26 protein-coding genes and 5 pseudogenes are annotated in these 24866 nt (G+C 40.6%); 20 read left to right on the top strand and 11 right to left on the bottom strand.

What is annotated here, in order from left to right; genetic code table 11:
* Positions 1 to 678: 678 nt before the first annotated feature.
* The 4 genes and pseudogenes from M5X66_RS18560 to M5X66_RS18545 all read right to left on the bottom strand — a co-directional run.
* The gene (locus tag M5X66_RS18560) at positions 679 to 1227 is read right to left on the bottom strand and encodes a toxin (protein ID WP_270104051.1); all 549 of its coding nucleotides are present in this window, start codon (positions 1225 to 1227) and stop codon (positions 679 to 681) included.
* Between the two features lie 14 nt (positions 1228 to 1241).
* Positions 1242 to 2051, bottom strand: a complete 810-nt coding sequence (locus M5X66_RS18555; RefSeq protein WP_080675667.1) for a cytolethal distending toxin nuclease subunit CdtB — start codon at positions 2049 to 2051, stop codon at positions 1242 to 1244.
* Between the two features lie 20 nt (positions 2052 to 2071).
* A complete protein-coding gene (locus M5X66_RS18550; RefSeq protein WP_036954445.1) occupies positions 2072 to 2821 on the bottom strand; it encodes a cytolethal distending toxin subunit A/C in 750 nt (249 codons plus the stop codon).
* A gap of 180 nt (positions 2822 to 3001) precedes the next feature.
* Positions 3002 to 3148, bottom strand: a pseudogene (locus tag M5X66_RS18545) (transposase); the annotation flags it as partial.
* Between the two features lie 50 nt (positions 3149 to 3198).
* Between M5X66_RS18545 and M5X66_RS18540 the strand changes: the two are divergent.
* A pseudogene (locus M5X66_RS18540) lies at positions 3199 to 4229 on the top strand (RNA-guided endonuclease InsQ/TnpB family protein); the annotation flags it as partial.
* Here M5X66_RS18540 and M5X66_RS18535 read toward each other — a convergent pair.
* Positions 4216 to 4907, bottom strand: a pseudogene (locus tag M5X66_RS18535) (transposase); the annotation flags it as partial. The pseudogenes M5X66_RS18540 and M5X66_RS18535 overlap by 14 nt on opposite strands.
* Positions 4908 to 5079: 172 nt before the next feature.
* On the opposite strand from M5X66_RS18535, the gene M5X66_RS18530 reads away from it, so the two are divergent.
* A protein-coding gene (locus M5X66_RS18530) for an IS3 family transposase (RefSeq protein WP_154635825.1) occupies positions 5080 to 6308 on the top strand; the annotation gives its coding sequence in 2 pieces (ribosomal slippage) (positions 5080 to 5395 and positions 5395 to 6308; 1230 coding nt in all).
* Between the two features lie 41 nt (positions 6309 to 6349).
* On the opposite strand, the pseudogene M5X66_RS18525 reads toward M5X66_RS18530, so the two are convergent.
* The 3 genes and pseudogenes from M5X66_RS18525 to ccdA form a co-directional block, all read right to left on the bottom strand.
* Positions 6350 to 6912, bottom strand: a pseudogene (locus tag M5X66_RS18525) (transposase); the annotation flags it as partial.
* Between the two features lie 443 nt (positions 6913 to 7355).
* Positions 7356 to 7661 (bottom strand): type II toxin-antitoxin system toxin CcdB, encoded by a 306-nt coding sequence (gene ccdB, locus M5X66_RS18520; RefSeq protein ID WP_036954433.1) that lies wholly within the window; start codon positions 7659 to 7661, stop codon positions 7356 to 7358.
* 1 nt (position 7662) lies between these two features.
* The gene (ccdA, locus tag M5X66_RS18515; RefSeq protein WP_036954430.1) at positions 7663 to 7881 is read right to left on the bottom strand and encodes a type II toxin-antitoxin system antitoxin CcdA; all 219 of its coding nucleotides are present in this window, start codon (positions 7879 to 7881) and stop codon (positions 7663 to 7665) included.
* Between the two features lie 197 nt (positions 7882 to 8078).
* On the opposite strand from ccdA, the gene M5X66_RS18510 reads away from it, so the two are divergent.
* Entirely contained in the window at positions 8079 to 8672 is a 594-nt protein-coding gene (locus M5X66_RS18510; RefSeq protein WP_036954428.1) for a recombinase family protein, read from the top strand.
* 160 nt (positions 8673 to 8832) lie between these two features.
* Here the strand turns inward: M5X66_RS18510 and M5X66_RS18505 are convergent, their stop codons facing one another.
* Both M5X66_RS18505 and M5X66_RS18500 read right to left on the bottom strand, forming a co-directional pair.
* Positions 8833 to 9129, bottom strand: a complete 297-nt coding sequence (locus M5X66_RS18505; protein WP_071992167.1) for a hypothetical protein — start codon at positions 9127 to 9129, stop codon at positions 8833 to 8835.
* A 69-nt stretch (positions 9130 to 9198) separates the two neighbouring features.
* Positions 9199 to 9852, bottom strand: coding sequence for an AAA family ATPase (locus M5X66_RS18500; RefSeq protein WP_036954426.1), 654 nt, complete (start codon positions 9850 to 9852; stop codon positions 9199 to 9201).
* 289 nt (positions 9853 to 10141) lie between these two features.
* Here M5X66_RS18500 and parM point away from each other — a divergent pair, with 289 nt between their 5' ends.
* From parM to M5X66_RS18435, 13 genes and pseudogenes are all read left to right on the top strand, one after another.
* Entirely contained in the window at positions 10142 to 11113 is a 972-nt protein-coding gene (gene parM / locus M5X66_RS18495) for a plasmid segregation protein ParM domain-containing protein (RefSeq protein ID WP_036954423.1), read from the top strand.
* A 4-nt stretch (positions 11114 to 11117) separates the two neighbouring features.
* Positions 11118 to 11504 (top strand): plasmid partitioning/stability family protein, encoded by a 387-nt coding sequence (locus tag M5X66_RS18490; protein WP_036954420.1) that lies wholly within the window; start codon positions 11118 to 11120, stop codon positions 11502 to 11504.
* Between the two features lie 77 nt (positions 11505 to 11581).
* Positions 11582 to 11965, top strand: coding sequence for a translesion error-prone DNA polymerase V autoproteolytic subunit (umuD, locus tag M5X66_RS18485; protein WP_036954415.1), 384 nt, complete (start codon positions 11582 to 11584; stop codon positions 11963 to 11965).
* A gap of 6 nt (positions 11966 to 11971) precedes the next feature.
* A pseudogene (gene umuC / locus M5X66_RS18480) lies at positions 11972 to 13239 on the top strand (translesion error-prone DNA polymerase V subunit UmuC).
* Between the two features lie 114 nt (positions 13240 to 13353).
* Positions 13354 to 13584 (top strand): hypothetical protein, encoded by a 231-nt coding sequence (locus tag M5X66_RS18475; RefSeq protein ID WP_270104050.1) that lies wholly within the window; start codon positions 13354 to 13356, stop codon positions 13582 to 13584.
* 703 nt (positions 13585 to 14287) lie between these two features.
* The gene (locus M5X66_RS18470; RefSeq protein ID WP_036954407.1) at positions 14288 to 14539 is read left to right on the top strand and encodes a hypothetical protein; all 252 of its coding nucleotides are present in this window, start codon (positions 14288 to 14290) and stop codon (positions 14537 to 14539) included.
* 41 nt (positions 14540 to 14580) lie between these two features.
* On the top strand, positions 14581 to 14919 hold the full coding sequence (locus tag M5X66_RS18830; protein WP_036954403.1) for a hypothetical protein: 339 nt from the start codon (positions 14581 to 14583) through the stop codon (positions 14917 to 14919).
* A gap of 91 nt (positions 14920 to 15010) precedes the next feature.
* The gene (locus M5X66_RS18825) at positions 15011 to 15244 is read left to right on the top strand and encodes a hypothetical protein (RefSeq protein WP_036954400.1); all 234 of its coding nucleotides are present in this window, start codon (positions 15011 to 15013) and stop codon (positions 15242 to 15244) included.
* 43 nt (positions 15245 to 15287) lie between these two features.
* Positions 15288 to 15896: a type I restriction-modification system subunit M gene (locus M5X66_RS18455; RefSeq protein WP_051422759.1), complete on the top strand. Its 609-nt coding sequence runs from the start codon at positions 15288 to 15290 to the stop codon at positions 15894 to 15896.
* A gap of 71 nt (positions 15897 to 15967) precedes the next feature.
* Positions 15968 to 17422, top strand: coding sequence for a restriction endonuclease (locus M5X66_RS18450; RefSeq protein ID WP_036954397.1), 1455 nt, complete (start codon positions 15968 to 15970; stop codon positions 17420 to 17422).
* Positions 17423 to 17473: 51 nt separating this feature from the next.
* Positions 17474 to 19660: a hypothetical protein gene (locus M5X66_RS18445; protein WP_036954393.1), complete on the top strand. Its 2187-nt coding sequence runs from the start codon at positions 17474 to 17476 to the stop codon at positions 19658 to 19660.
* 98 nt (positions 19661 to 19758) lie between these two features.
* Positions 19759 to 20097 carry a hypothetical protein gene (locus M5X66_RS18440; protein ID WP_051422756.1) on the top strand — a complete coding sequence of 113 codons (339 nt, stop codon included), beginning with the start codon at positions 19759 to 19761 and terminating at the stop codon, positions 20095 to 20097.
* A 580-nt stretch (positions 20098 to 20677) separates the two neighbouring features.
* Entirely contained in the window at positions 20678 to 21097 is a 420-nt protein-coding gene (locus M5X66_RS18435; RefSeq protein WP_080675665.1) for an antirestriction protein, read from the top strand.
* 905 nt (positions 21098 to 22002) lie between these two features.
* Here M5X66_RS18435 and M5X66_RS18430 read toward each other — a convergent pair.
* Positions 22003 to 22335 carry a transglycosylase SLT domain-containing protein gene (locus M5X66_RS18430; protein WP_270104049.1) on the bottom strand — a complete coding sequence of 111 codons (333 nt, stop codon included), beginning with the start codon at positions 22333 to 22335 and terminating at the stop codon, positions 22003 to 22005.
* A 460-nt stretch (positions 22336 to 22795) separates the two neighbouring features.
* On the opposite strand from M5X66_RS18430, the gene M5X66_RS18425 reads away from it, so the two are divergent.
* The 4 genes from M5X66_RS18425 (at position 22796) to M5X66_RS18410 (ending at position 24599) form a co-directional block, all read left to right on the top strand.
* A complete protein-coding gene (locus M5X66_RS18425) occupies positions 22796 to 23191 on the top strand; it encodes a relaxosome protein TraM (protein WP_051422754.1) in 396 nt (131 codons plus the stop codon).
* Positions 23192 to 23304: 113 nt separating this feature from the next.
* Positions 23305 to 23520 carry a hypothetical protein gene (locus M5X66_RS18420; protein ID WP_270104048.1) on the top strand — a complete coding sequence of 72 codons (216 nt, stop codon included), beginning with the start codon at positions 23305 to 23307 and terminating at the stop codon, positions 23518 to 23520.
* Between the two features lie 136 nt (positions 23521 to 23656).
* The gene (locus tag M5X66_RS18415) at positions 23657 to 24361 is read left to right on the top strand and encodes a response regulator transcription factor (protein WP_036954385.1); all 705 of its coding nucleotides are present in this window, start codon (positions 23657 to 23659) and stop codon (positions 24359 to 24361) included.
* A 46-nt stretch (positions 24362 to 24407) separates the two neighbouring features.
* Positions 24408 to 24599, top strand: coding sequence for a TraY domain-containing protein (locus M5X66_RS18410; protein WP_270104047.1), 192 nt, complete (start codon positions 24408 to 24410; stop codon positions 24597 to 24599).
* Positions 24600 to 24866 lie beyond the last annotated feature (267 nt).

The following is a 24866-nucleotide window of genomic DNA, read 5'->3' as shown; positions in this document are numbered from 1 at the left end:
TATTTGAGAGTGGCTATATGTGGTGAACTGATTCAGACGATTGACCAGATTAATCGAGGTAAAGGCTCTATCTGGTTTGCAGGTTAGGGTATTCAAGCTCATAATAATAAGAAAATAATTAACTTTATTTCGTACTTAAAAGAGCCCTATAAGTATCATATTAAAGCGTATATACATGAGCCAAGATCAAATAATAACGAAAATAAAAGAGTGCTTGAGACCTAAAACTCTACACGGAAAAGAGAAAATTCGGGGGAAGAAAATCCCCGCTAGGAATCACCGTTCTTCGTAAGAAAGACTAGCCTAAACAACTGTATTCCCACTAGAGTTTATCGCGCATTAACAAAGAAAAACACAGTACCGTTAAACAAACGGCAATTCGCCCTATCAGGGCGTACTTAGTCATTTTCCTTGCCTCCTACTTCTTAGAAGGCAAAATCTTCATTGCTAAGTAAAGAGTCTTGTCTCGTTGGTTGAACTTAAAAAACAACTAACGGGGCTTTCTTTTTTCTAGCTCTCACTAAATGCTTTATCCCGAGAGGATAAAGCATCCACAGAAAGATCCCTGTAACTTATCTATTATCCAATGATCCGTAAAACTCTGTTATTTATTGAGGTTAGGATGTCAATACGATAATGCTTTTTATGTGCCCGGCGAAATGCCGGGCAATGATGAGGTTAAATAACGGGGGACTCAGTATTTAATGGATTCAACATCCACAAATGGCTCTGTGGTACAACTTCAAATGGTTTTTTTATGTCAGCAATACATTCCCCTGTTTCAAAACTTAGCCCGCTATTTTTACTATCTAAGAAACAACGTTCGGATAGAACACTTTTGATTTGTACCGCCCCTGTTGTTGACGGTATGAATGAAAACAGAGTTTTCTTATCTGTTGGATTACACGTCATTTTTAGCCGATTTCTTCCATCAGGAGTTCCTAAACATTGGTCTGTATTTGGTGTTCGAATCATTATCCACCCGCTTTGATCGGTAACAAGAGCTTCAGCGGGTGTTTTTACTGGTACTACTTCCCATCCAGTGGTTTCTTTGCCATGCAGATCTAAGCTGTTATGAAGCATCTGACCACTTTGAATATTGCGGAATGTAAATAGAGAATTATTTTCTTTTCCTAATTCTTCATCTATCAGATTATTGGCTGCTTCCTGTGATGAAGAACACCCTGCCATTAGTAGTACAGTAAAAATAATCGCTAATCTTTTCATTATGATAACCTCTCTTACCTTCTGAATACGCCAACAGGGTAATGATCTGAAGATATCTGAGTCCTTCTGGCTCCATACACAATTCCAGCTTGTAGCGGTAATGGTCTAAAGGCTACAGCGTTTCCTGCTACAGCATAATCTAATGTTCGTTGACTGGTTTGTGTTGCTGCTGCAGGGAAAATAATTTCAGATGCATTTCTTACAGGAACGGTAAGGTTCATCTCTAAATCATCCGGTTCACGGTTGAAATCACCAAGAATCATCCAGTTAAGAGCTTGGTGTAGTGGATCTCTGCTGTCGCGGAAGAAGTTATATACCTCTTCAACAAGAGCAGGTGCATCATTGTTTCGCGTAGCTATTGCATGTGCAGTGAAAAAAGCATCATTACCAATTCGTATACCAAGCAACGGTCGTCCTCCTTGCCTTACTGGGCTCAGAACAAACACTTCATCGGCTCGCCGATTGCTAATCAGAGCAAGATTAACCCTTCCTCCAAGGGCATCAACAGCAGAAAAATATATATATACTTGCTCTGGTCTACTATTTGTAGATAAGTTCCAGATAAGCTCTCGGATAGGAATTCCTGGGGAATGAATAACTCTCCCTGTATCTACAGCAGTTGATGGTGGGGAACCTGCCTCTTGTATAGCTAAAATGTCTACGGCATTTTCACCCGAAATTAATTGCCGGACATTTATATTCCATTTACTTTCAGTAGTCGCTGATGCTCCTTGAAGATTCCAAGTAGCAACACGAAAATCAGTTAAATCTGCTTGAGCGTAAAACGATAAAAACACTATCAGAGATATAATATATTTTATCATTGTTCTCCTCCAGTTGAATGCTAATCTAGTTCTATTAGCTGTGGTGGAAATGGGCGTATTTCTGGCTTAGCAATAGTGGCTAGAGCCGGTCTTAATGGTTCGCTTATTGACCACATAAATTTAAAGTTTTTCTCTCCACTTGAGGGGCAACGCTCCATTGTTAATGTTGTTGCGTATGGAGATGAGGGGGTTCTTCCTAAAAAATTTGCTCTGATGCATAAACCTGTAGATAAAGATTTTAACTGGTAATTACCATTGTGTGTTGCCATTGGCTGGAAATCGAAGCGTTGTGATCCAAATTGGCAAGGTGCAGTAGAAAGTTGCACTCCTCCTTTGAATCTCGGGAAGGTTGTCATACAAGTACCAACATCTGCATTACGAAACTGTATTGTATTTGGTCTGGTTCCTGTAATAATCTGCCAATTACGTAGTTCTCCGAATGAATTGGAATCGCTGATATAATACGCCCATAATGATGAACCAGCTCCGCGGCTCCACATTGTTAGAACTGAGCCATCCATATTCATTAAAGAGACGGCTGGGGCAGTACCAGGTACAGGGATAGGGATTGGCGCATTTGTGGAAAGTGCAGCCCCTGGTCCGGGCAATGGAAGTCCGGGCTCATCGGGAGACGGAATTGTTGGTCCTCCTTCTCGTTGAGGAGGGAAAACTTTGGGGTCAAGATGAGTTTTTTTTCCTGATGAGCAGCCATTTAATAAAATGGGTATCAATGCTCCAACTATAAAAATAGATGTGTGTTTATTATCCATTATTATGATCCTGTTTATGATGTTGACGAAACAAAATTTGGTAACTCGCATCATTTTATGGTCCAGACATAAACACTCCGCATTTTTATCCAACACGCTGTAAAGCCACGACTTTCCTGGGGGGGATAGCGTCGGGCTATATCTAGTCGGTCACGACGAGGCAGTCTGCTGAAGACGCTTTTTAAGGCTGTTGACCAGATTTGATATTGCCAGCTTTGGCGGGGAGTTGATCAACAAATGAACATGGTCTCTTTCTCCATCCATTTCAGCCTGTTCAACATCAAAATCAGTGCAAATGCTGGCAAAGTGGCTGAGTAGCTTTTCGATGGCATCCAAATCAAATATCTTTTGTCATAGATCAAAGTATAATGATAATCATGAAACGACTTCAAGCCTTCAAATTCTAATTAAGATCAAATGAGCAGCAGGAGCGCCCGTTTTGTTTTCAATCGGGCGTTAGCGGCTTCAAAAAGAGAATCACAAAGCAGGGAACAAATATATTCCCTACACAAAAATGGCTTCATGGCTCGTTGAATGGAAATCTGACACAGAGACACAATGGATAAAAGAAGCACTATCACAACCGCTTCAACAGTCACTTAAAGACCTTGAGCGAGCCTACAAAAATTTCTTTCAGAAACGCACGGTTTTCCCCTCGCTTCAAAAAACGCGGGCAAAATGACGCATTTCGTTACCCACTGGGAGTGAAGCTCGACCAAACTAATAGCCGTATATCCTTGCCAAAGTTTGGTTGGATACGTTACCACAACAGCCGTGAAGTCACTGGTGAAGTGTCAACTGTTTTAAAGCAAGCCTACACAAGCTGGCAAAGCTCCAGCGTCTGCACTCGCATATCGCCAACATACGCAAAGACTAACCAGGGGGGAGCTGGCAATGTGTCTGCAGGATACTGTCAGGGGCGGGATTATCGTCAGTTGAGTTATCCTATGCGCCGTAAAACCCCGTCCTTCAGGGCGGGGATATCACGCTTTCAGATGGCACGATATATCCGCCAGTCAACAGCTTCAACGGCAGCTAAGTCGCAAAGTTAAATTCAGCGCCAACTGGCAGAAACAGAAACGAAACATCCAGCATCTGCATTCACGCATGCCAACATTCGCCGCGACTACCTTCACAAAGTCACCACGACAATCAGCAAAAAACACGCGATGATCGTCATTGAGGGCTTGAAGGTCAGTAATATGTCGAAGTCGGCAAAAGGCACGGCAGATCAACACGGGCGGAACGTCAAAGCCAAATCAGGATTGAACCGTGCGATACTGGTCAGGGCTGGTATGAACTACGTCGCCAGCTTGAGTACAAGCAGCTTTGGCGTGGTGGTCAGGTGCTGGCAATCAACCCAGCCTACACAAGTCAAAAATGTGCCTGTTGTGGTCACCTACCCAAACTTGGTTTGGCTCAGTGACCGCAAATTGTCGCCTGAGATGATTCGGTATTTCAACGTGCTCTTGAGTTGATTTTGTATATCGATGCTTCCGTGTTTGGCAACTCACCAAGCCAAGTGATTTCATAATCTGAGTAGCACGATAGCGCGTTAAAGGAACCTGTTTTGTCTTCGATACAATATCAGCAATAGTACGAGCACCAGCAGAACCGTGACTGCTTTTATGAGCTTCTCGAACAAGGGCCCGAAGCCGAATTTGTTCCGTTGATGGTGTTTTTGCACGGTGACGCCAGCATTGATAGCTACTGCGATGAACACTGAACACGTTACATAGTTGTTTAATACTAAAGCGCCGGCTGAGTTTCTCGATCAGCGAGAATTGTTCAGAGAGTCGGACATCACCAGCGCTGTAGCCTTTTTTAAGATCTCATTATGCTCTTCAAGTTGCACGATTTTCTTTTTCAATTCACGGATTTCAACCTGCTCAGGCGTCATGGGTGACGCTTTCGGTGAAATGCCTTTGCGTTCTAGTTTGAGTTGCCGAACCCATTTGTCCATAGTTGATTTACCAACACCCATCGCGTTGGCAGCCTCGACCACAGAATAGTTTTGGTCAAGCTCCAGTTGGGTCGCTTCAAGTTTGAATTCAGCACTGAAAAGCCGCCTTATACGTTTTGCCATAATTGTCACCTATCTGTTTGTGAGGTGATGATATCCCCTCTGAGTTGGTGACCAAATTAACTATGCCACTACCCCCCAAAATAGACTGACCCCTTAGATCTCCAGACAGTTGGTATCACTTAAATTAGTGATAATCTTAATACTAGTTTTTAGACTAGTTCTTGGAGATAACATGATCGAGATATTAGGTCCTGAACGCAGAAAACGACATTCCCCACAAGAAAAAATGGCCATTGTTCAGCAAAGCTTTGAGTCAGGTATGAGTGTTTCCATAGTTGCTCGACAACATGGTGTCGCTGTAAGCCAGCTTTTCCTTTGTCGTAAACAGTATCAAGAAGGAAGCCTGACCGCGGTAACAGCAGGTGAACACGTTGTTCCTGCTTCTGAGCTCGCATCAGCAATAAAGCAAATTAAAGAGCTACAGCGGTTGCTCGGCAAAAAAACAATGGAAAATGAACTTCTTAAAGAAGCCGTCGAGTATGGCCGTGAAAAAAAGTGGATAGCGCTCGCGCCCTTATTACCCAAGGATGGAAAATAAGCTTAGTGAGCCGAACCTTATGTGTGTCACGAGCGCAGTTATACGTTCTAGCAAAACGAAAAAGTGATTGGAAAGATAAACGAGGCCGCCGCCCTCAAGATGATAGCGAGGCGCTTGCTCGTATACACAACGTAATTGATAAGCTCCCTACGTATGGCTATCGGCGTGTCTGGGCGATGTTACGTCGGCAATCTGAGCATGAAAATATCGCAATGATTAATGCCAAACGTGTTTACCGTATGATGAAGCAATCCGCATTATTGTTGGAGCGTAAACCAGCAATCCCGGTCTCGAAACGAGCTCATACAGGAAAAGTGGCGGTAAATGAAAGCAACCAACGTTGGTGTTCAGATGGTTTTGAGTTCCGATGTGATAATGGTGAAAAACTGCGCGTCACGTTCGCTTTAGACTGTTGTGATCGCGAAGCCCTGCATTGGGCGGCTAGCTCGGGAGGCTTCAACAGTGAAACCGTGCAAGATGTCATGATGGGCGCAGTGGAGCATCGCTTCGGTAACGGGTTACCGACAAAGTCAGTAGAGTGGTTGACCGATAATGGTTCAGCATATCGAGCCCATGAAACGCGGTGGTTCGCTAAACAAGTTGGATTATCCCCTAGACATACGGCGGTACGTAGTCCACAAAGTAACGGTATTGCAGAAAGCTTTGTAAAAATCATGAAGCGAGACTACATAAGTTTAATGCCAAAACCTAATGGATTAACGGCAGTAAAGAATCTAGCGGCAGCCTTCGAGCATTACAATGAATGGCATCCTCACAGTGCACTGGGTTATCGTTCTCCGCGAGAGTATCTGCGGCGTCGAACTCATAATGAAATAAGTGATAAAAAGTGTCTGGAAATATAGGGTCAAATACACAAAATAAAATTCCCCCTGAAACCACTGTATATTATATGCAAGTACACCATCAGTTTTGCTGCCAGCCAGCGCCCCATTTTTATACCATTATTGGCAGCCATTGACACAATACTGCGCACGCCGGCTGAACCATGACTGGTATTATGATATTCCAGCACCTGACTGCGCAGAGATAGTCGTTCAGCATCTGGTCCGGCAGGACGCTTCTGCTGATACTGGTAGCTGCTGCGGTGAACCCCGAACTCGCGACAAAGAACTGCCACGGGATAACGCGCTCTGAGTTTTCCTATTACCGAGAATTGTTCAGGGAGTCTGACATTAAGAGCTCGGTAGCCTTTTTTAGAATATCGTTTTCCATTTCAATACGTTATACTTTTTTCTTTAGCTCACGTATATCAATTTGCTCCGGCATGATGGGCGACGCTTTCGGTGTTTTGCCTGCCTGTTCATCCCGCAACTGCTTTACCCATCGGGTCATAGTGGAAAGCCCGACATTCATGGCGTTTGCCGCATCAGCAACGGTATAATTTTGGTCAACAACCAACTGAGCCGATTCCCGTTTAAATTCTGCACTGAAACTTCGTCTTCTCATCAGATCACCTGTAATGTTTTGAGGTGAGCATATCACTTCTGTTCAGGTGACCAAATTCATTAAACCACTTCAAAGACTCATTTAAAGGTGGTGGGATAGGTGCATATGTAGTTAATCGTAAACCTGTAAAACATCAATTAATTGGTGAGGGAAGTATAATATTTAACGTTATTACTAATAAACCTGCTAGCAAATCAACTTTCTCTGTACCAATAGGGAGGCTAAGGATTGATGCGGGAATAGTAGGAGAGCCTTCTAAGAGATGCTTATCTTGAGATTTTTTAGGCCTCATTTTTTCAATATTCCAATCGCATAGCTTTAGGTAAAGTGCATTTAGTGAACAGAGCTTTCGGTTTGTAATCCGCTTTGAGTAGAGAAAGGTTCCTCTTTATTATTTTATTAAACAGTGCCGAAAAATCTGGGATCCCGGCATAGAATTTCATTTAAACTCCCCAGAACATAAGATTAATGGCATTTTTTATGATATCTGCATCAGTGCAGATATCAGCAGTGACGTTCCCCATCATGGTTTCAGACACACTGGTTAGCTCGGTGGTCATTACACGGTAGTCATTACCATTAATGTTGACTACTGGAAATAAGGAATGGCTTACTTTTTCTGACAGGTTATGGGATTCAATTAACGGGATAACCATACGGCGGCCTGGTGTATCAACTATGTCGCTCTGTACATCAACTAACATTTTATAATGGCTTACTCGTTTATATTCATAAACAATGAATTGCATATCACCAGTTCCTGTTTTCATCTGCAAAGGAGCCATATTGCGCAATAAAATTTGCAACTTCCTGCATACCTTCGCGGTTATCAGCTTTCCACCGTTCACGCTTTAACTTATCAGCTTCTTTACGCATAGCATCATTGACGATGCCTGAAATATTTATGCCTGAAGCACTAAGAAGCTGATAATTTTCTTTGTCTACAGTAACACTGATTCTATGTTTCATAAGTATGCCCTCATAGTATGTATTTGCACTATATACTTATGGTGAAGTAAATAAAAGTAGAAAAGTAATCGTATTAAATTAATATACGAAAATGTTCGGTTTTGTACATGGGGGAATAATTGTGTCCGAAAATGATATTAATTTATTTCGTACACATGCTATTATTCGGACATCTATTTCGGATGGATAATCACGTTATGTCACGAATTTTTGCTTATTGTCGGGTTTCGACGTTGGAACAAAATATAGAAAACCAAAAAAGGGAAATTGAATCGGCAGGTTTTAAGATAGAACCTTATCGAATTATTGAAGAGCATATTAGCGGATCTGTTGCTGCCAGTGACCGACCTGGATTTTCACGTCTGCTGGATAGAATGGAGTATGGTGATGTCCTGATTGTGACTAAGTTAGATCGCCTTGGTCGCAATGCAATTGATATTCGGAAAACTGTCGAAAAACTATCAGAGCTAAATATCAAAGTTCATTGTTTAGCGCTCGGAGGTGTAGATCTGACAAGTCCTGCGGGGAAAATGACGATGCAAGTGATTTCTGCCGTTGCTGAATTTGAACGAGATCTGTTGATTGAACGGACTCATGCTGGGATTGTAAGAGCAAAACGTGAGGGGAAACGTTTTGGTCGCCCCCCTACTCTCAATGATGAACAAAAAAAGGTTGTGATAGCGCGTATTCAGAGCGGTGTCAGTATTAGTGCTATTGCTCGTGAATTTAATACGACAAGACAAACAATATTGAGAGTTAAAGAAAAAACAACAATAAAAAACACGTATTGAAGCAAGGTACTTAAGAGGAATAAGTGCTTGTTATTTTTTATTATACCTTGGCCTAAATACATTTTTATTAAAGAGTTCATTTACCTTCAATATAGTCATCTTAATATTGTTTTAATATTAAATTAAAGTTTGAATGATGTTTGATTAACTTGTTTTCATGTTAACTTGATGTTTTTTTTCCTTGGATTTGTAAGCCATAGTTTAAGGTATTTATACATGACATATTGATCCATGCGGCTCTGGATTGACCATTTTCTGCGGCGGCAGTGTCAATTTGTTGTATTAGTTCTGGTGTCATTGTTATAGTTATCTGATGTTTTTTGCCTTTAACAACCCCCTTTTTTTGTTCTGCTTTTCCATCTGGGGCTGCATTGATAAAACTTGTTGCTGCATCTTCGTTTAAAGTTGCTGTTGTACTATTTGTAGGTTTTTTTCTAAACTTTGATGTGGATGTCATAATTATCCTTGTTATATTTTGATTAATATTGTTTTCATATTAAAATGATATCATTTGGATGTCTATTTACTATTTGTATAGTATTGATATAAGTTTATTTAACTCTGTTATCGCTATCTTATCTCTACTCTTTAATTTTAATTCTTCGACGGTTCTACCGCTTCCTGCTGCATTTGCAAATGCTTTCCTTTGATAAATTACAGTATCAAGAACAGGAATATCATCTTGGTAGTCTTTCATCATTTCTATCATTTCTATATTGTCTGTTGAACGTGCGTGCGTATCACCTTTATTTAACAATGAGTAACAAATCAAATTATCTCTGATACTTCTAGCTTCTCTTATTAAGGCTACATTTGCATCCATTGCCCATGCTTCAAAACTACCTGGAGCAGAAGGAATAACTAAAATATCTGTAATTGTTAATGCTGCTCTCATTGCTGTTGAGTCCCGCCCTCCACACTCAATGATGACATCATCATAATTATCTTTTTGTAGCTGAACTTGGCTTCTTAGTACTGGGCCTTCTGGATAATGTGAACAAGCTATACCAGGTTCTATTCCATCTTCAGATCTAACCAAAATTGCGGTTTGGGATGAACCTTGTTTATCCCCGTCAACAAGCCAGACTTTTTTACCTTGCCTAGCTCTGGCCACGGCGATATTGACAGCCAACGTAGATTTACCTACCCCGCCCTTTGTATTCGCAATTGTTAATATCATAATGCATCCACTTTAATATTGATCTCATATTTAATAATAGAAGTATTGTAAATAAAGTCAAATGATTATTTTGATGTTGTTTTAATATTAAAACAATCTCAAAAAAGATGTTTGTTAATTGTATTTTAATGTTGATTTGGTTGTTTTTGAATGCTAGAGTTGGAAAATACTCAAAATGAGTTTCAGTAAAAGTTACTCATTTTGATAAAGGGAAAATATTAGCCAAATACTCAAATTTAGTGTTAATCAATTATTTCTAATACTCATTTTGAGTTGTACGAGAGGGTGTATGAAATTATATTGCGATGATGGTTCTACAAATGTGAAATTAGCATGGTTTGATAAACAAGAACTTCAAACCAAGTTATCAACGAATTCTTTTAAAAAAGGCTGGAAAATTGAAGGGTTAGGCGGGAAGGGGACTTTTAACTATGAATTAAATGGTCAAAAGTTCACTTATGATGAGGTGAGTGAGCAGGCGATTAGAACGACTCATATTGAGTATCAATATACAGATGCGAATGTGCTTGCTATCCACCATGCACTTTTAAGCAGTGGACTTGAACCTCAAGATGTCGATTTGGTTGTCACTTTACCTATCAGTGAGTTTTATACGGCTGATTGCCAAAAGAATGAATTGAATATCCAGCGTAAAATTGAAAACGTCCTCCGTCCCGTACAACTGAATAAAGGAACAACATTTACGATTAAGAATGTCGAAGTGATGCCTGAATCTTTACCTGCCGTGTTAACTCAGTTAGTGAATGATAATGTCGGTGAGTTTGAAAAATCACTGGTGATTGATTTAGGAGGAACAACACTGGATGTGGGCGTGATTGTGGGGCAGTTTGATGGTGTGAGTGCCATTCATGGTAACTCTGAAATTGGTGTCTCAATGGTCACTCAAGCTGCACTGAGCGCATTGAAAATGGCGTCCAGTGATACCAGTGCGCTTGTTGCGGATGAACTCATTAAGCAACGTCATAACGAGCAGTTTGTTCGCCAAATTGTCAATGATGAGTCTAAAACCCCATTAGTGTTAGAAACCATTGAATCTGCGATTAAACAATTAGGGGAACGCGTTGTTGATGAACTTAGCCAGTTTAAAAATGTGAATCGTATTTATCTGGTTGGCGGGGGGGCGTCTTTAATTGAGCCAGCAATTCGAAAGGCATGGCACCTTATTGATGATAAAATTACACTGTTAGACTCGCCCCAAACGGCACTAGTTGAAGCTATCGCCTATTTTAAAGAGGATTAACTCAATGAATCATGAGCGGAAAAAATTTACGTTATACCTTCATCCCGAAAACCCTGCTGATAAACAGGCTTTAGAGATTATTGAGTCTATACCTCGTTCTTCTAGGGGAGAGTTTTTCCGCCATGCGTTTATTTGCGGCACGGCATTACAACACCTTGATGCACGTTTGCCTGCATTATTGGCGACGTTATTTAATGATAAATTAACCGCAGAACAGCTTGTCACATTAATTTCGCAAACAACAGGGTGGAAGCCATCTCAAGCTGAAATACAGGCGGTTATTCAAGCGCTTGGTATGAATTCAAGACTAAGTGAAGACAATAGCCCCACTGAGATAAAAGCCAATCCACCTTTAGCGAAGGTGAAAAACAAATTATCAAAGTTAGTTTAAAAAATTCTCGGGATATTTGTGTAGCGTGAAAATATACAGTATATTGGGGCTGTGTATTTATACAGTGTTGGTGCGCTATGCAAATTCCCATTTTTGAAAGCCAAATTACCTGCGGCTTTCCAAGCCCAGCTCAAGACCACGTCGAGCGTCGTTTATCGCTCGATGCAGAACTGATCCGCTATCCTGAAAGTACCTATTTTCTTCGGGCATCAGGGGATTCAATGAAGGATGCGGGGATTTTTGACGGGGATTTGTTGGTCGTCGAAAGTCACCTGACAGCCCGTCATGGGGAAATAGTGGTCGCTGAATATGATGGTGAATTTACCTGTAAATACCTGCAAATCACACCGACTAAAGCGCTTATTCCTGCTAACAGACTATTTCCCGCTATTCCCATCAATGACAATATGGAAGTGATAATCTTCGGTGTCGTACGTTATGCCGTGCATACCTGTTGGTGAAAAAACATGTTTGCTCTCATCGATGTTAATTCAATGTATACCTCCTGTGAATCTGTTTTCCGCCCCGATTTAAAAGGAAAGCCGATTGTTTGCCTTTCCAATAATGATGGTTGTGTGATTGCGCGTTCGGCGGAGGCGAAACCTTATATCCATATGGGAGCCCCTTATTTTGAAATTAAGCAGATAATCAAACAAAGGCAAGTGGCTGTATTTTCTTCAAATTATCCCTTATATGCCGATTTTAGTAATCGGTTTATGACTGTAGTTTCCCAAATTGTGCCTCAAATTGAGGTATACAGCATTGACGAGTGCTTTTGTAATCTCACAGGCATGAATACATTGTATTCCTGGCATGAACTTGGCTATAAATTAAAAGAGGATGTATTCCGATGTGCGCATTTGCCTGTAGGGGTAGGGATTTCCAGTACCAAAACGTTAGCTAAGTTAGCAAACTACGCCGCCAAAACTTGGAAGAAAACAGGTGGAGTCGTCGATTTAAGTTCGTCTAGCCGTCAGAAAAAACTCATGAGATTAGTGCCTGTTGAAGAGGTTTGGGGGATTGGACATAAACTGGCTAAACGTCTAAATCAACATGGGATTAAACCGCTTTGGATTTAAGTCGATTGCCTACTTCCGAAGCTCGCAAGATGTATTCAGTGGTCTTAGAGCGAACCGTTCGGGAGCTGAACGGCGAATCCTGTCTTCAGTTGGAAGAAATCTCGCCCGCCAAACAACAAATTATTTGTTCCCGTTCATTTGGCCATAAAGTGATGGATTATGAGTTGGTGCGCCAGTCGGTGTGTGCATTTGCTGAACGTGCGACAGAAAAACTGCGTGAAGAAAAACAATTCTGTCGGTTAGTGACCTTGTGGGTGCAAAGTAGTCATTTTTCTCATCATGAACCACACTATTATCGACAAGAGACTCAAGCGCTCATTTATCCCACACAAGATACGCGCGAGATTATTCAGGCGGCTGTCTCTTTATTTGATCGACTTTGGCTCCAGAATGTGAAATACAGCAAAAGCAGCATATTGCTCAGTAAATTTTCCTCCTCAGGGCAAGTACAACTGAATTTATTTGAGAGTGGCTATCGTTTTCGCAAAAGTGATGAACTGATGCTGACGATTGACCAGATTAATCGCGGAAAAAGTGCTATCTGGTTTGCTGGTCAAGGGATGCAATTGCAATCTGCTTTATGGAAAATGAAACAGCAATTTCTTTCTCCTCGTTGGACAACCCAATTTTCAGATATCCCTATCGTAAAATGCTAATTAATGCTTGGTGGTTTTTTGAGCGTTACTATTATTCATTTATTAATCAGGATGTTAACGCTGTTATCAACATCGTTATTTAAAGTTATCCACTGATTTTGTGAATACGCCTATTTGAGTTTTGGGCATGCTGGCATTGAGCCAGTATTCATTAAGGTGCCGGATTGCCCCCATTTACACACAGTTGGCGCTGGTTCCCCGTACTCTCTCGTTCACGCGCCTTTTTGGGGGCGTTCACTGGCTCGCCAAATGTGGCAAATGGGGACAACCAGCTTGAAAGGTCAACGGCTACGCCTTTTTACGCCGACGCCTGGCGCAGATGGAAGTAAAGGGCTGTTCGGGTAACCCCGAACAGCCCTTTATCTTTTGATATTTGGTCATGGATAGCTAAGTTTCCTGAATGAAAACGATAGAACCGGTTAAACAAGATGAGGCTATTACTAATAGTACGATAATTTAAAGTTATTTTTTATAAAAAAACAAAAGGGTAATGCCCTTTTATTCAAGGTTGGGAGCATGTTCATATCTGCATAAAAAGAAAATAATCTCTTTTGGGTTCCTACGGCAGCTCGATGTCCTCGAGCTGTCGCCTGCACTTCAACGCCATTCGCTTCACGAATGGGTTTCCGCAGAGCCGCTTTGCGTCTCTGTCCTTCGGATAGCAAGCGAAACCTAAAACCCACGGCATTTGGTGCTGCGCACGGCCGTTAAGGACGCCACGCGTTGCGTGTCGGTCGAATTCATCCTTACCTATCGCTTTTATCTTTCCGTAAGTCCTTCCGCTAGGGCTTAAGCATAGCCTCAACTCGTCATCCAGCAAGTGTAAAGTGCACTCCAGCAAAATTCTTGTCGCTGCGCTTTCCAATAATTTTGCTTCCGCCCTTGCTTCCTTCCTCGTCTCAGCTATGCACGCCCTTGCCGCGAAAGAACTCACAGAGAGATGATTTAAAACTGGCAGGTAAACCAGGATGCCTTCGGAGAACGTCAACACCGCCGCTCCTGAATCTTCAGAAAGATGAGTTAAAAGCCAAAAACAAGGAGTATCAATATGAATTATCAAGTTTTATTTTCAGAAACCAATAAGAAGGGGACAACCGAGGAAGAATATGACGTTTATCATTTTGACTCAATTAACGCTTTTTTCACTTTTTTAAAAGCAACTAAATTCGCTGAAAAAATGAACACACGTTATCGCTATATTTTAACCGATGGGACAACACACTTTGATTTAACTTACCGCGAGTTAGTCAGTGCAAACCACATCAAACCCTTTAAACGCGCTATTCGCCAATATTGTTAACGCGAATGGCATCATCGACAAAAACACAAAAGGAGAAAGGTATGTATCAGGCATTAGAACAGAACGAAACCGACCATTACCAAGAAACCCAATGCTCGGAAATGATGTATTGGGTCGGACGTGAACAAGCAGCCAAAACTAAACCGACAGAAATCACCTTAGCGCAATTTATGGATGCATTATCCGTTATGCCACCGTTGGATTGGCAGGGGGATCACAAAACAGAGTCATTTAAGTTACAAGAAATGATTATTGGGAATGTGACCGATATTTTCGTCAAAGTGGACGAGCGTTATTTCACGTTTCGGGATGTCTCAACGTTATCTCACGCGCAAATTGTGTCGCGTGTACGTTGTGCTAGACTGCTGGCGCAACAATGAAAAAAGCAGGCTTTCGCCTGCTTAATCCGTGCCTTGAGTGACTTTAGCGTAGGAACTCAAGGCATATCATTAACTCAAAGGAGTAAATCTAATGAATGCAAATATGATGGCATATGATGCCAAACCTGTAAAGTCTGACGTGTCAAAACGTCGGGTCATCCGTCATGACTTGACGATAGATGAAATTCAGCCGTGTTACCGCGCTATGGCGCGGCATATCGATAAACAACTTAAACGAAAACAGTCTGTTCGTATCCCTGCCATGAATAACCATTGTTTGGGGCAACTCTTGCGCTGTTTGGAACTACGTAAATCGTGGATTTAAGTTAACACACAGCCCCCGTTGAGGGCTGTTTTGGAGTATCGATATGTCACAATTAAGTTTTTTTGATGTGGATTTAAGCCAATCCCCTGAAGAGCATCCCCTTATTTCAGCAACACAAGACCGACAATCACAATGCCAGCCCAAAAAACACAGCAAAGGACAGCGGCTTGCATCGGTCAATGCGTCATCAAATCGTGATTTTCATAAAGCATTTACGCAACTGTTTCACCAAACAGCACGCTATCATAGTCGCTCTGAGGTGTTTCGGGATTTTATTCACATTGCCACTATTTCATTAGAGAACAGTGTGAAACAGTGTCCTGAGTTAGAACAAACCTATTTTAAAGTGATTGCTCGTTATGAAAAAGAGGACTTAAACGCTTTCGCTAAGCTCCTCGCTATTTGTGTGAATGCGTTAGACCACCAAGCCACGGACTTTTTGGGCGAGCTATTCATGACATTAGAACTGGGGGATGGGCGTTGGGGGCAGTTTTTTACGCCGTTTCAGATGAGCCAGCTAATGGCTGAACTGATTCTTGGTGATTGCCGCTCTCACATTGAACAAAAGGGGTATATCTCGGTGTGTGAGCCCACGTGTGGCAAACGTTACATACCAAGTTTTAATCGCACACTATACATGTTTCAATGGTGACAAATTAGACTACTCTATGCTCAGAAGTAATTCCTTCCTGAACGGCATTGAGTCGTCGAAGGGGGAAATCAATGGCAAGCCTTGAGCAAATCAACTATCAGCCACATCGAGCAGAAATATCGGACGGCTCGTTACAGTGGGCTCCACTAAAAAGAAAACCGATCAAAAATCTTCCCCAAATAGTCTGGGAAGATAATTCAACCTGGGCAGAAGCAAATCTTTGGGTCCTGGATCAGGCAACATCATCAAAACGGGATCTGAAAACTGTTCGATCCAATATGTCTCACCTGCTTGCCTACGCAAAATGGCTAGAAGCAGAGTCAATCCAATGGTGGCATTTCCCAGAGCGAGAAAGTGAGCGTTGCCTTGTTCGCTTTCGTGGAGCACTTGTTGCCGCCAGAAATAATGGTGAGCTTGCTCCAAGCACTGCTTCGCAGAGGATGGCAGCAGTCATCCGTTTCTATAAATGGACACAATCGCGTCGATTAATTTCACCAGAATGGCCAATGTGGGAGCAGCGATTTGTTGGAATCAAATTAACCAATCCGTTTGGTCTCGAACAGCCCCATGCAGCACAGATTGTGTCGGTACTGAAAAAAGTATCCGGTAACCTGAACATCAAGAACCGCGATGACAAAGCCAAGGTTTCCCTGAACAAAGTGGTGTATCTGAGCCCCGAGTTCCAGGCGCTGTGGGATCGTATTAAATACAAAACTGCATTCCGCGTGGACTTTGATACCAATGCGCTGATCGATAAGTGCGCCGAAGAAATCAAAATCAACCTTCAGGTGGGCAAGGCTCGCTTCACTTACCGCAAGGCGAAGACTGAAATAGACCGTGGTGGAGTGCATACACAACAGGTTCAGGAAACAACCAGCGTGTACGAATCCCGAGCGTTTGATTTGCCAGATCTCATAACATACCTACAAAACGAGACCAATCTGACGCGCCGAACCATTGTTGCCATTATCAACAAAAGTGGTCGCCTGGAATCATTCAAGAACAATCCGCAGAAATTTATCGAGCAGGCCGCCAACATCATCAAAAGCCAGATGCACCTGTTTATCGTCGATGGCATCAAGTATCACAAAATTGGTGATGACCAATTCTATGCCCAGGAATTATTCCAACAGAACGAATTGTTTGGTTATCTGAAAGACAACATGATTAAGGCCGAAAAGTCCGTTTTTGACCATGTGGTTTACGACTCCGATATCGAGCTGGAATTTGCCTCGGCGTTCGAGTTAAACGACGATATTAAGCTCTACGCCAAGCTCCCCGGATGGTTCAAAATCGATACGCCATTGGGTGGATACAACCCCGACTGGGCAGTGTTGATTGATCAGGATGGGAAAGAAAAACTCTATTTTGTCGTCGAAACCAAGAGCACGCTTTTCTCGGTGGAACGACGTCCGGAGGAAAATGCCAAAATCAAATGTGGTTATGCACACTTTGAAGCACTGGGTGATGACGTGAAGTTTACGGTATCTAATTCGATGGATGAGTTTTCAAGCAGGTATGCGTGAGCATTGTTAATTCACAGTTTTTGAAATGAACGATTTTAAAAGGAAGTCAAAATGAAACTTGGGCTGGATCTGGAGAACTGTTATGGCATCAATAAACTGGTGCAGGAGTTAGACTTTACCAGAATTGATGGCGTTGACGGCGTGTGCTCTTTGTATGCGCCCAATGGAACATTGAAAACCTCTCTGGCCAAGACACTAAAGGACATTGAAGACGACAGGAAGTCAAAGGACGTTATCTTTCCTGAGCGAGCAACGAAACGAGTTGTTACTTTAGATGGCCAGCCAGTTGATGCTGGACAAATAATGGTCATTAATTCATACGACGAAAGTTATAGCTCCAAGCAGGTTTCCACGCTATTGGTTAATGAGGCCCTAAAGCGTGACTATGATGAAGCCCTAAAAGAAGTCGATGATAAAAGAGCCCTGCTAATAAAAGAGTTGGCAAAGTCATCAGGAAAGCAGAACAAAGCGATTCCGGAGTTGATCTGTGAAGCATTTGATCGGCCGGAAAAGGAGTTTCTTGACCTGTTGGCTGAATTGAAGCTTCAGGCTGCGCAAGATTATTCTAGTTTTGCCGAGTTTAAGTATGGAGATCTTTTTAATCCAAAGGTTCTGGATCTCGCTGCTACAGAGAGTTTCGAGCAGGAGTTGACTGGTTATGTGGAAACCTATGAAAAACTCATTAGCGAATCAGCGGTTTTGTCGAGGAGTTTCAATCACCAGAAAGCGGGAACTGTTTCTAAAAGCCTCTCCGATACAGGCTTCTTTGATGCATCTCATAGCGTCAATCTTTCAATTAATGGCCAAAAGCAAGAAGTAACTTCCAAAGACCGTTTAAATGAAATTCTGCAGGAAGAGCAGAATAAGGTTTTTCAGAATCCCGAACTGAAAGAAAAATTTAGCAAGGTCGATAAAAAGCTAACCACAAAAGAGACTCATGCCTTTCGAGATTTTATTTCAGAACACCAAGAGCTATTGCCGGAATATAAGGACGTAAAGGGCTTCAAGAAAAAGCTGATTACAGGCTATCTTCAATCACACCAATCAGTTTGGGATGACCTTGTCTCAACCTACAAGTCGAATCAGGAAAAAGTTAAATACATTATTGATCAAGCGAAGCAGCAGGAAACGATTTGGAAGGGCGTTGTCGATATATTCAACAAGCGATTTTCCGTTCCGTTCAAGCTTAGGGTGGACAATCAGGATGATGTCATTCTTAATAACGCTGCCCCATCTATCGAGTTTGACTTTGATGATGGTCGCGGTGGTCAGCAGCAGGTTAAACATGAAACCTTGCTTGATACTCTAAGCCAAGGCGAGAAACGTGCACTTTACATCCTGAATGTTCTTTTTGAAATTGAAGCTAAAAAGAACGCAGGCGCACCGATATTGATCGTCATAGACGATATTGCCGACTCCTTTGATTACAAAAATAAGTATGCAATCGTTGAGTACCTTCGTGATATTGCTCAGGTTACACATTTCTACCTTTTGATTCTTACGCATAACTTCGATTTTCATAGAATTGTAGGTGGTCGAATAATTGGAAGCAGAAATCGCGTTGCGCGCAATAGGCGAATGCTGGCTACTAAGACATCGACGGAAATAAAACTTAATCCTGAAAAGTACCAGAATGATGTATTCGTCGCTTGGAAGCGAGATATGCATCAAAATGAGCATTACATGCTAGCCAGTATTCCATTTGTTAGAAACCTCGCTGAATACTGTGGGTACGATGCCCATTACTTAACACTGACATCACTGCTTCATCTAAAGGCAAATAGTCAAAACATCACGGTGCAGGAATTACAAGATATATATCGAGCTGTACTTGTAGATAAGCCTGCCTTGATCCTGCCAGATACTACATCACGTGTGATTGACAAGATATTTCAGAAGGCAGACGTATTATCAAGCGCTGCGCATGAGTCACCTGAGCTTGAATCCAAAGTTATTGTTGCAATGGCTATCCGGCTGAAAGCAGAGCAATTCATGATTGCCCAGATTAATGACCAAGCATTTGTAGATAGTATCGAATCTAATCAGACACGAGAGCTGTTTGATAAGTATGTTGAAATGCTTCCAGGTCACACAGGCATCATACGCTTACTGGATCAAGTAAATTTGATGACACCAGAAAACATACATTTGAACTCATTTATGTATGAGCCAATCCTTGATATGTCTGCTCATCGTCTTTATACCTTGTACAATGAGGTGAAACAGCTTGGAAACTAATGGCAACGTCTCATTCTGAAGTCAACAATAGAGATGACGTGCAGGATGACAAGGTGGTGACAAAATTACACAAATGTCACCACTTAGATTGGTAATCTATGGACAAATCGGAAATCGCCTACGATACAGAGAAATTCAGGCCTAAAGCCGTTGTCACCAGTGATGAATGTTACGGGTGGTGTGGCGCCGGTGGCATGGTGATTGCTTGTGCGAATGTACTGATAAATCAAGGCTATAATCCACAAAAGCACATGATAGCGGTGTGTACGGATATTGATGAGGTCGCAGCGAGAATGTGTTATCTGCAATTGGCGTTGTTGGGGGTTCCGGCGATAGTCAATATTGGTAATAGCTTAACCTTGGAAGTTCGTCAAACGCTGTATACGCCGATGCTGATGTTAAATCCCTTGCGCTTTAAATCCTTCTTACACGCTTAATTCTCAAGAGGGGGATTTCCTCTCTTTTTTTGCGCCCTGCGGTTTTCTCCTGGCATCGAACCAGGAGAAAACCGAACGCCCGTTATCCACATTACCCACAATCGGTGCGGGTTCCCCGTACACTCCCGTTCGCCCCACTGTTGAGGGTGGGGCTCACTGGCTCACCTCATGTGGATAATGTGGATAACGGGCTTTAAGGTCAACGGCAGCGCCTTTTTACGCTCACGCGTGGCGCAAATGGCAGGTAGGCAAGCTCCCTTTGGGAGCTGCGCCTGATTGACCGCTTAACCTTGTTAAGCTCAAAGGGCGACTTGCGGTTCGACGGTCTCACCGCAAGTCGGGGCTCGTCATTTTCAGCTACTGTGTTGTTCCTCTTTCGTCAAGTCCCTCCGCTCGAGCTTAAACATAGATTCCACTCGTCATCCAGCAAGCGTAAAGTGCACTCCAGCAAAATTCTTGCCGCTGCGCTTTCCAACAATTTTGCCTCCGCCCTTGCTTCCTTCCTCATTTCATCTATGTACGCCCTTTGCAGCGGAGGAACTCAACGAAAGAAATCATTAACACAGAGGAGGTCTCAAAAATGTCATCACATCAAAACCTTGCAGCTCCAGAATCTAACGAAAGAAAGGGAAAAGACGAAACTGTCATTACGGCTATAACGGTGAAAACGCCGCAAGCTCGCTTAAGGTTTTTACCTGCCAAGTTGGGAAGGTATTATCTTGTCTTTGAAAATGCGATTTATCACTGGATGAATCGACATGCCGTTACTTATCACGGCGGGTACTGGGAATTTTATCAACTGTCGAATGGTGGCTTTTATTTGCAACCGCCAAAAAACTATATGCTTAACTCCCCAAATGGTTTTTGTGGGGAAGTGAACGCTCAAGAAGCGGGGATTATTGTCTGTTTAATCCTGTTAAGTCATTTTTCATTTATCACTCATGAAAAAGGACATCAGGAAGATTGTGAGCGTATTTCTGCTTGTTTTCATCAATTGTGAGATTTTGTTTTAACATTATCCCTTGAATCACAAACCAAAATATTCAACGCGATTGATTAATCAATTCCTGCGCAAGCCTTTGGCTTGCGCTTAATTACATGTCGGGGATCTATTTGTGCGTAGTCAATAAATAACAAATATTATCTATGAAATAATGAATATTGCCAGTATCACATTCTTGTAGAGAAAAAACGAAAACAAGAGGCCAATATATTGAATAAGGCTGAATCGCTATTTTTATCTAAATCCTTTTCAGTGTGATAAATCAAACACTTCAAACTATTTATCGATTCATGTAGTTTCGTTTGTAAGAGGGATGTAACTTGAAATAATAGTCGAGTGGATTTAAAAAGAAATATTCTAATATTTAACTTCTTAATTTTAACTGATCATCATGGTTCTTGTTATCTTTATTCGATAGATGAAGAAGTGGGTTACATGGTTAATAAGCATGAAGTCTATCAATCTTATTTTGTTTATGGTGGTGTTAATTGCGTTTTTTTATCACGAACTTTAACGTTATTGAAAATGTTATTCCATATCACGTTGAATATATTTTCATTGAAAATACTATGTAATAAAAAAGTTTTTTATCGGTAAAAAGAAAGTTTGTTTGTGGGGAGGGTAGGTGTTTAGTCGATGTCTTTGAATAGTGAGGTCGTTTATCGGTAAATGATCTGTTTATTATTAAAAAGGGAACGCGCTCGAAAGCGCGTTTTTTTGATATTAATACACATGCACCAATTAATATCAGAGGTCATTATAATGGATTAATGAAAATAAACAATATCACGATGACTTCTTTTTTAACGCCAGATAAATATGATAGACTTCGTTAGCATACTTGTATCTTTTTTGTTCTTGTTTAATCGTTTTTTTAATCCCGCATTATATGCTCCAAAACCTTACAAAACATCACCTTGTATTTTTATAAACTTTGCTAGATAGTAAGCACCGGTATAAATATTTAGACAGGGATCATCTCTTAATTGTTGTTCTGTAATACCAAATCGAGCCAATTCATTAAAATTCTGTGAATGAATTTGCATTAATCCAATAGCATAACTAGATGGAGATACGTAATTAATCGCATTTGGCTTAAATGCACTTTCTCGATAAGCGATCGCCCGTAATAAGTCAGCATCCAATTGATAGTCTCTTGCGGCATTATTGAAGCAATCTTTGGCAAAGATAGTGGATGTATAAAGCATAAGTATCGTTATTATCCATTTTTGCATAATGGTCGAACCTATTGTTATTTTGTTTCGTGCTAACACGAGCGGGATTTTTATTTAAAATTCGGAATACATTTTATTTCGAGCCTACACAAACGCCAAGCATTAAATTGCGCTCCTCAGAAGAAAAGATTTCACACCCCACGCAAAATTTCATTTTGCAAGAATTTACTGTTAAATCATGGTGTTAATTAAATGTAAATGCGTAGAAATTTTAAAACTCTTTGTGTTAAGTGCTAAAAGAGTGCTTAAATGTGGCTAAGTTAGTGCTGTTTTGTGGCTATCTTGTGGCTAAGTAAATTAAAACAATAAGCTATGAATCACGGTGCTTTATCTGTGCCGTGAAATAAGCACTGAGTGAGTGCTGAAAATATTTAGAATTAGCACTTCTAAAGCACTAAAAATATGATACTATCGATTTTTATAGGCACTCAATTAGCACTCAAATAAATAGGTTAAATAAATGGCAAGACAAAACGTATATATGTCACAAAAAGTTTATGATGCAATTAGAACTATTGTTGATGAACGGCGAGCAGATGGCGCAAGCCATGCAGACGCAAATATGTCGAGCGTCTGTTCAGAAATGCTGGATATTGGCGTTCGTGTCACGATGAATTTAAAAAAGAAGGCTGATGAAACAGATGATGAAGGAATGACATGGGAAGAGCTTTATAAAAAGCAAATGTTAGAGGACTCAGCAAAAACACGACAGTGTATTCAAATGATTTTTCAGATGTTATTTAATATTAATGAAATAAAAGAAGATAGTCGTTATGATTTTAGAGAAGGAATTGCAGAGATGAAAAAGGAAACTGAAAGGCTGGTAGAACAATTTTTTAATATTAATGATAAGTGATATTATTTATGAAAATATTTACATAAAATCCCATAGTGCATGCTCCTTTGATTGACAGTAATATCTACTCATCGAGTTGTATCCCTAATGCCAATATAACAAAAAATCTAGGTATGGTTAAAATAGTCATATCTGAAAATTGGGATAAATTCAAAAATGAAGATGAAGTAGCAAAGGTAGAGCTAATAACTCTAACTCAAGAAAAAGGAGGGAATGCAATAATTAATTTCAAATACGAAACCGGGTCATTTCAAAGAACAGGAAGTGGTAGCGTTTCAAGTTATATAATTGCATATGGAAATGCGGTTTTTATTGAATATAACGATTGATTTTATCTGTAAATATAGGTATATTTATCTTAAGTAATTTTAATTGCTCGATTAAAATTTAAGAATCGCCCAATAAAGGAGTTGAGACCTCCCTTATTGAGCTAAACACATAACCTAGACTCAAGGAGATGGTTACATGTCTACTCATGATCCTATTGATCTCGATGCGATAAAACAAGCGGTTTTTCGAGAATACCTACCTGATTTTTTAAATAGCGTATATTTTTGGTTGATTCTTGACCAAAGTGGTCAAGTTCTATCCTGTAGCTCTCCTGAAAAGCTTCATTCAATTCTAAACTCACTGAAAATTCCTAAAAAAGAAAAGCGTTTTAATATTTCATCGATTGAATTAGTTAAGCATCAGTTATATCCAATTGCTATTGCAATGGATGTTATTGACCTTGTATTTTCTCATGAAGGTAATATTATTAATTTGAAAATATATGATTACATGGAAAATACCAATATTAAATTTAGAGTTTTCAATTCTGAATTCTTTATAAGAAAAGATAGTTTTTATAATCAACTGGATTTTTTATCTTCAATAAAAAGATTAAAAGAGATAAACCCCTTGGAATTACTAACTAGTACTGAATGGACTGTTGCATGGCTAGTTATTCACGGATTAACTAATCCAGAAGTTGCTAAAATAATGAAACGAAGTAATGAAACTATAAAAGAACATGTTAGTAGAATACTTGGTGCAAGTAGATTGCGTGTTTTTAATCGTTATTTATTATCAGATATTGCGTTTCAACTTAATTGGGACTGTTTTGTTCCATTATCTATTTTAGAAAAATACCAGGAGAATACCCCCCGAGTCGGGTGGTTTACAGACTAATTTTTTTATATATGATAATTTCATGGTTAAGAGAAATGAGGATTCCATGAAAGAAAAAGAATATAAGGCGGTCACAATAAGTGTACCGATTAGTGCTGAAACAAATCGTTTATTAACTAAATCCGCTAAGCGCGCACGACGTTCTAAAAAAGTCGAAGCAGTTATACGATTATCAGATCATTTACGACTTGTTGAACATATTGAAGGAAATTACCAAGAGTTATTAATTAAATATTAATTTACTCTATTACTGAGTTTATTCCATTTTGGTTTTTATTTTTGTTGATTACACACAGCAATGGGATCGCTTTGCCTAAAAAATGGCAGTGTACACCTGGGGCGGTAGCTTTACCCAAAGCCAGGGAAAATTACCGCGTTTTATTTCTTACTTTTTATATGTGTTATTTACACATTAATTAAGTAGGGAATAAAGCGAGCTAATAAGCTCTTATTAAGGTAGATAATTATTTATTTACGTCACCATTGGCATTTATTTTATTAAAAA

This window comes from Providencia sp. PROV188 (assembly GCF_027595165.1).
GTDB classification, from domain to species: domain Bacteria; phylum Pseudomonadota; class Gammaproteobacteria; order Enterobacterales; family Enterobacteriaceae; genus Providencia; species Providencia lanzhouensis.
This window is presented reverse-complemented; position numbering and strand designations above follow the sequence as displayed.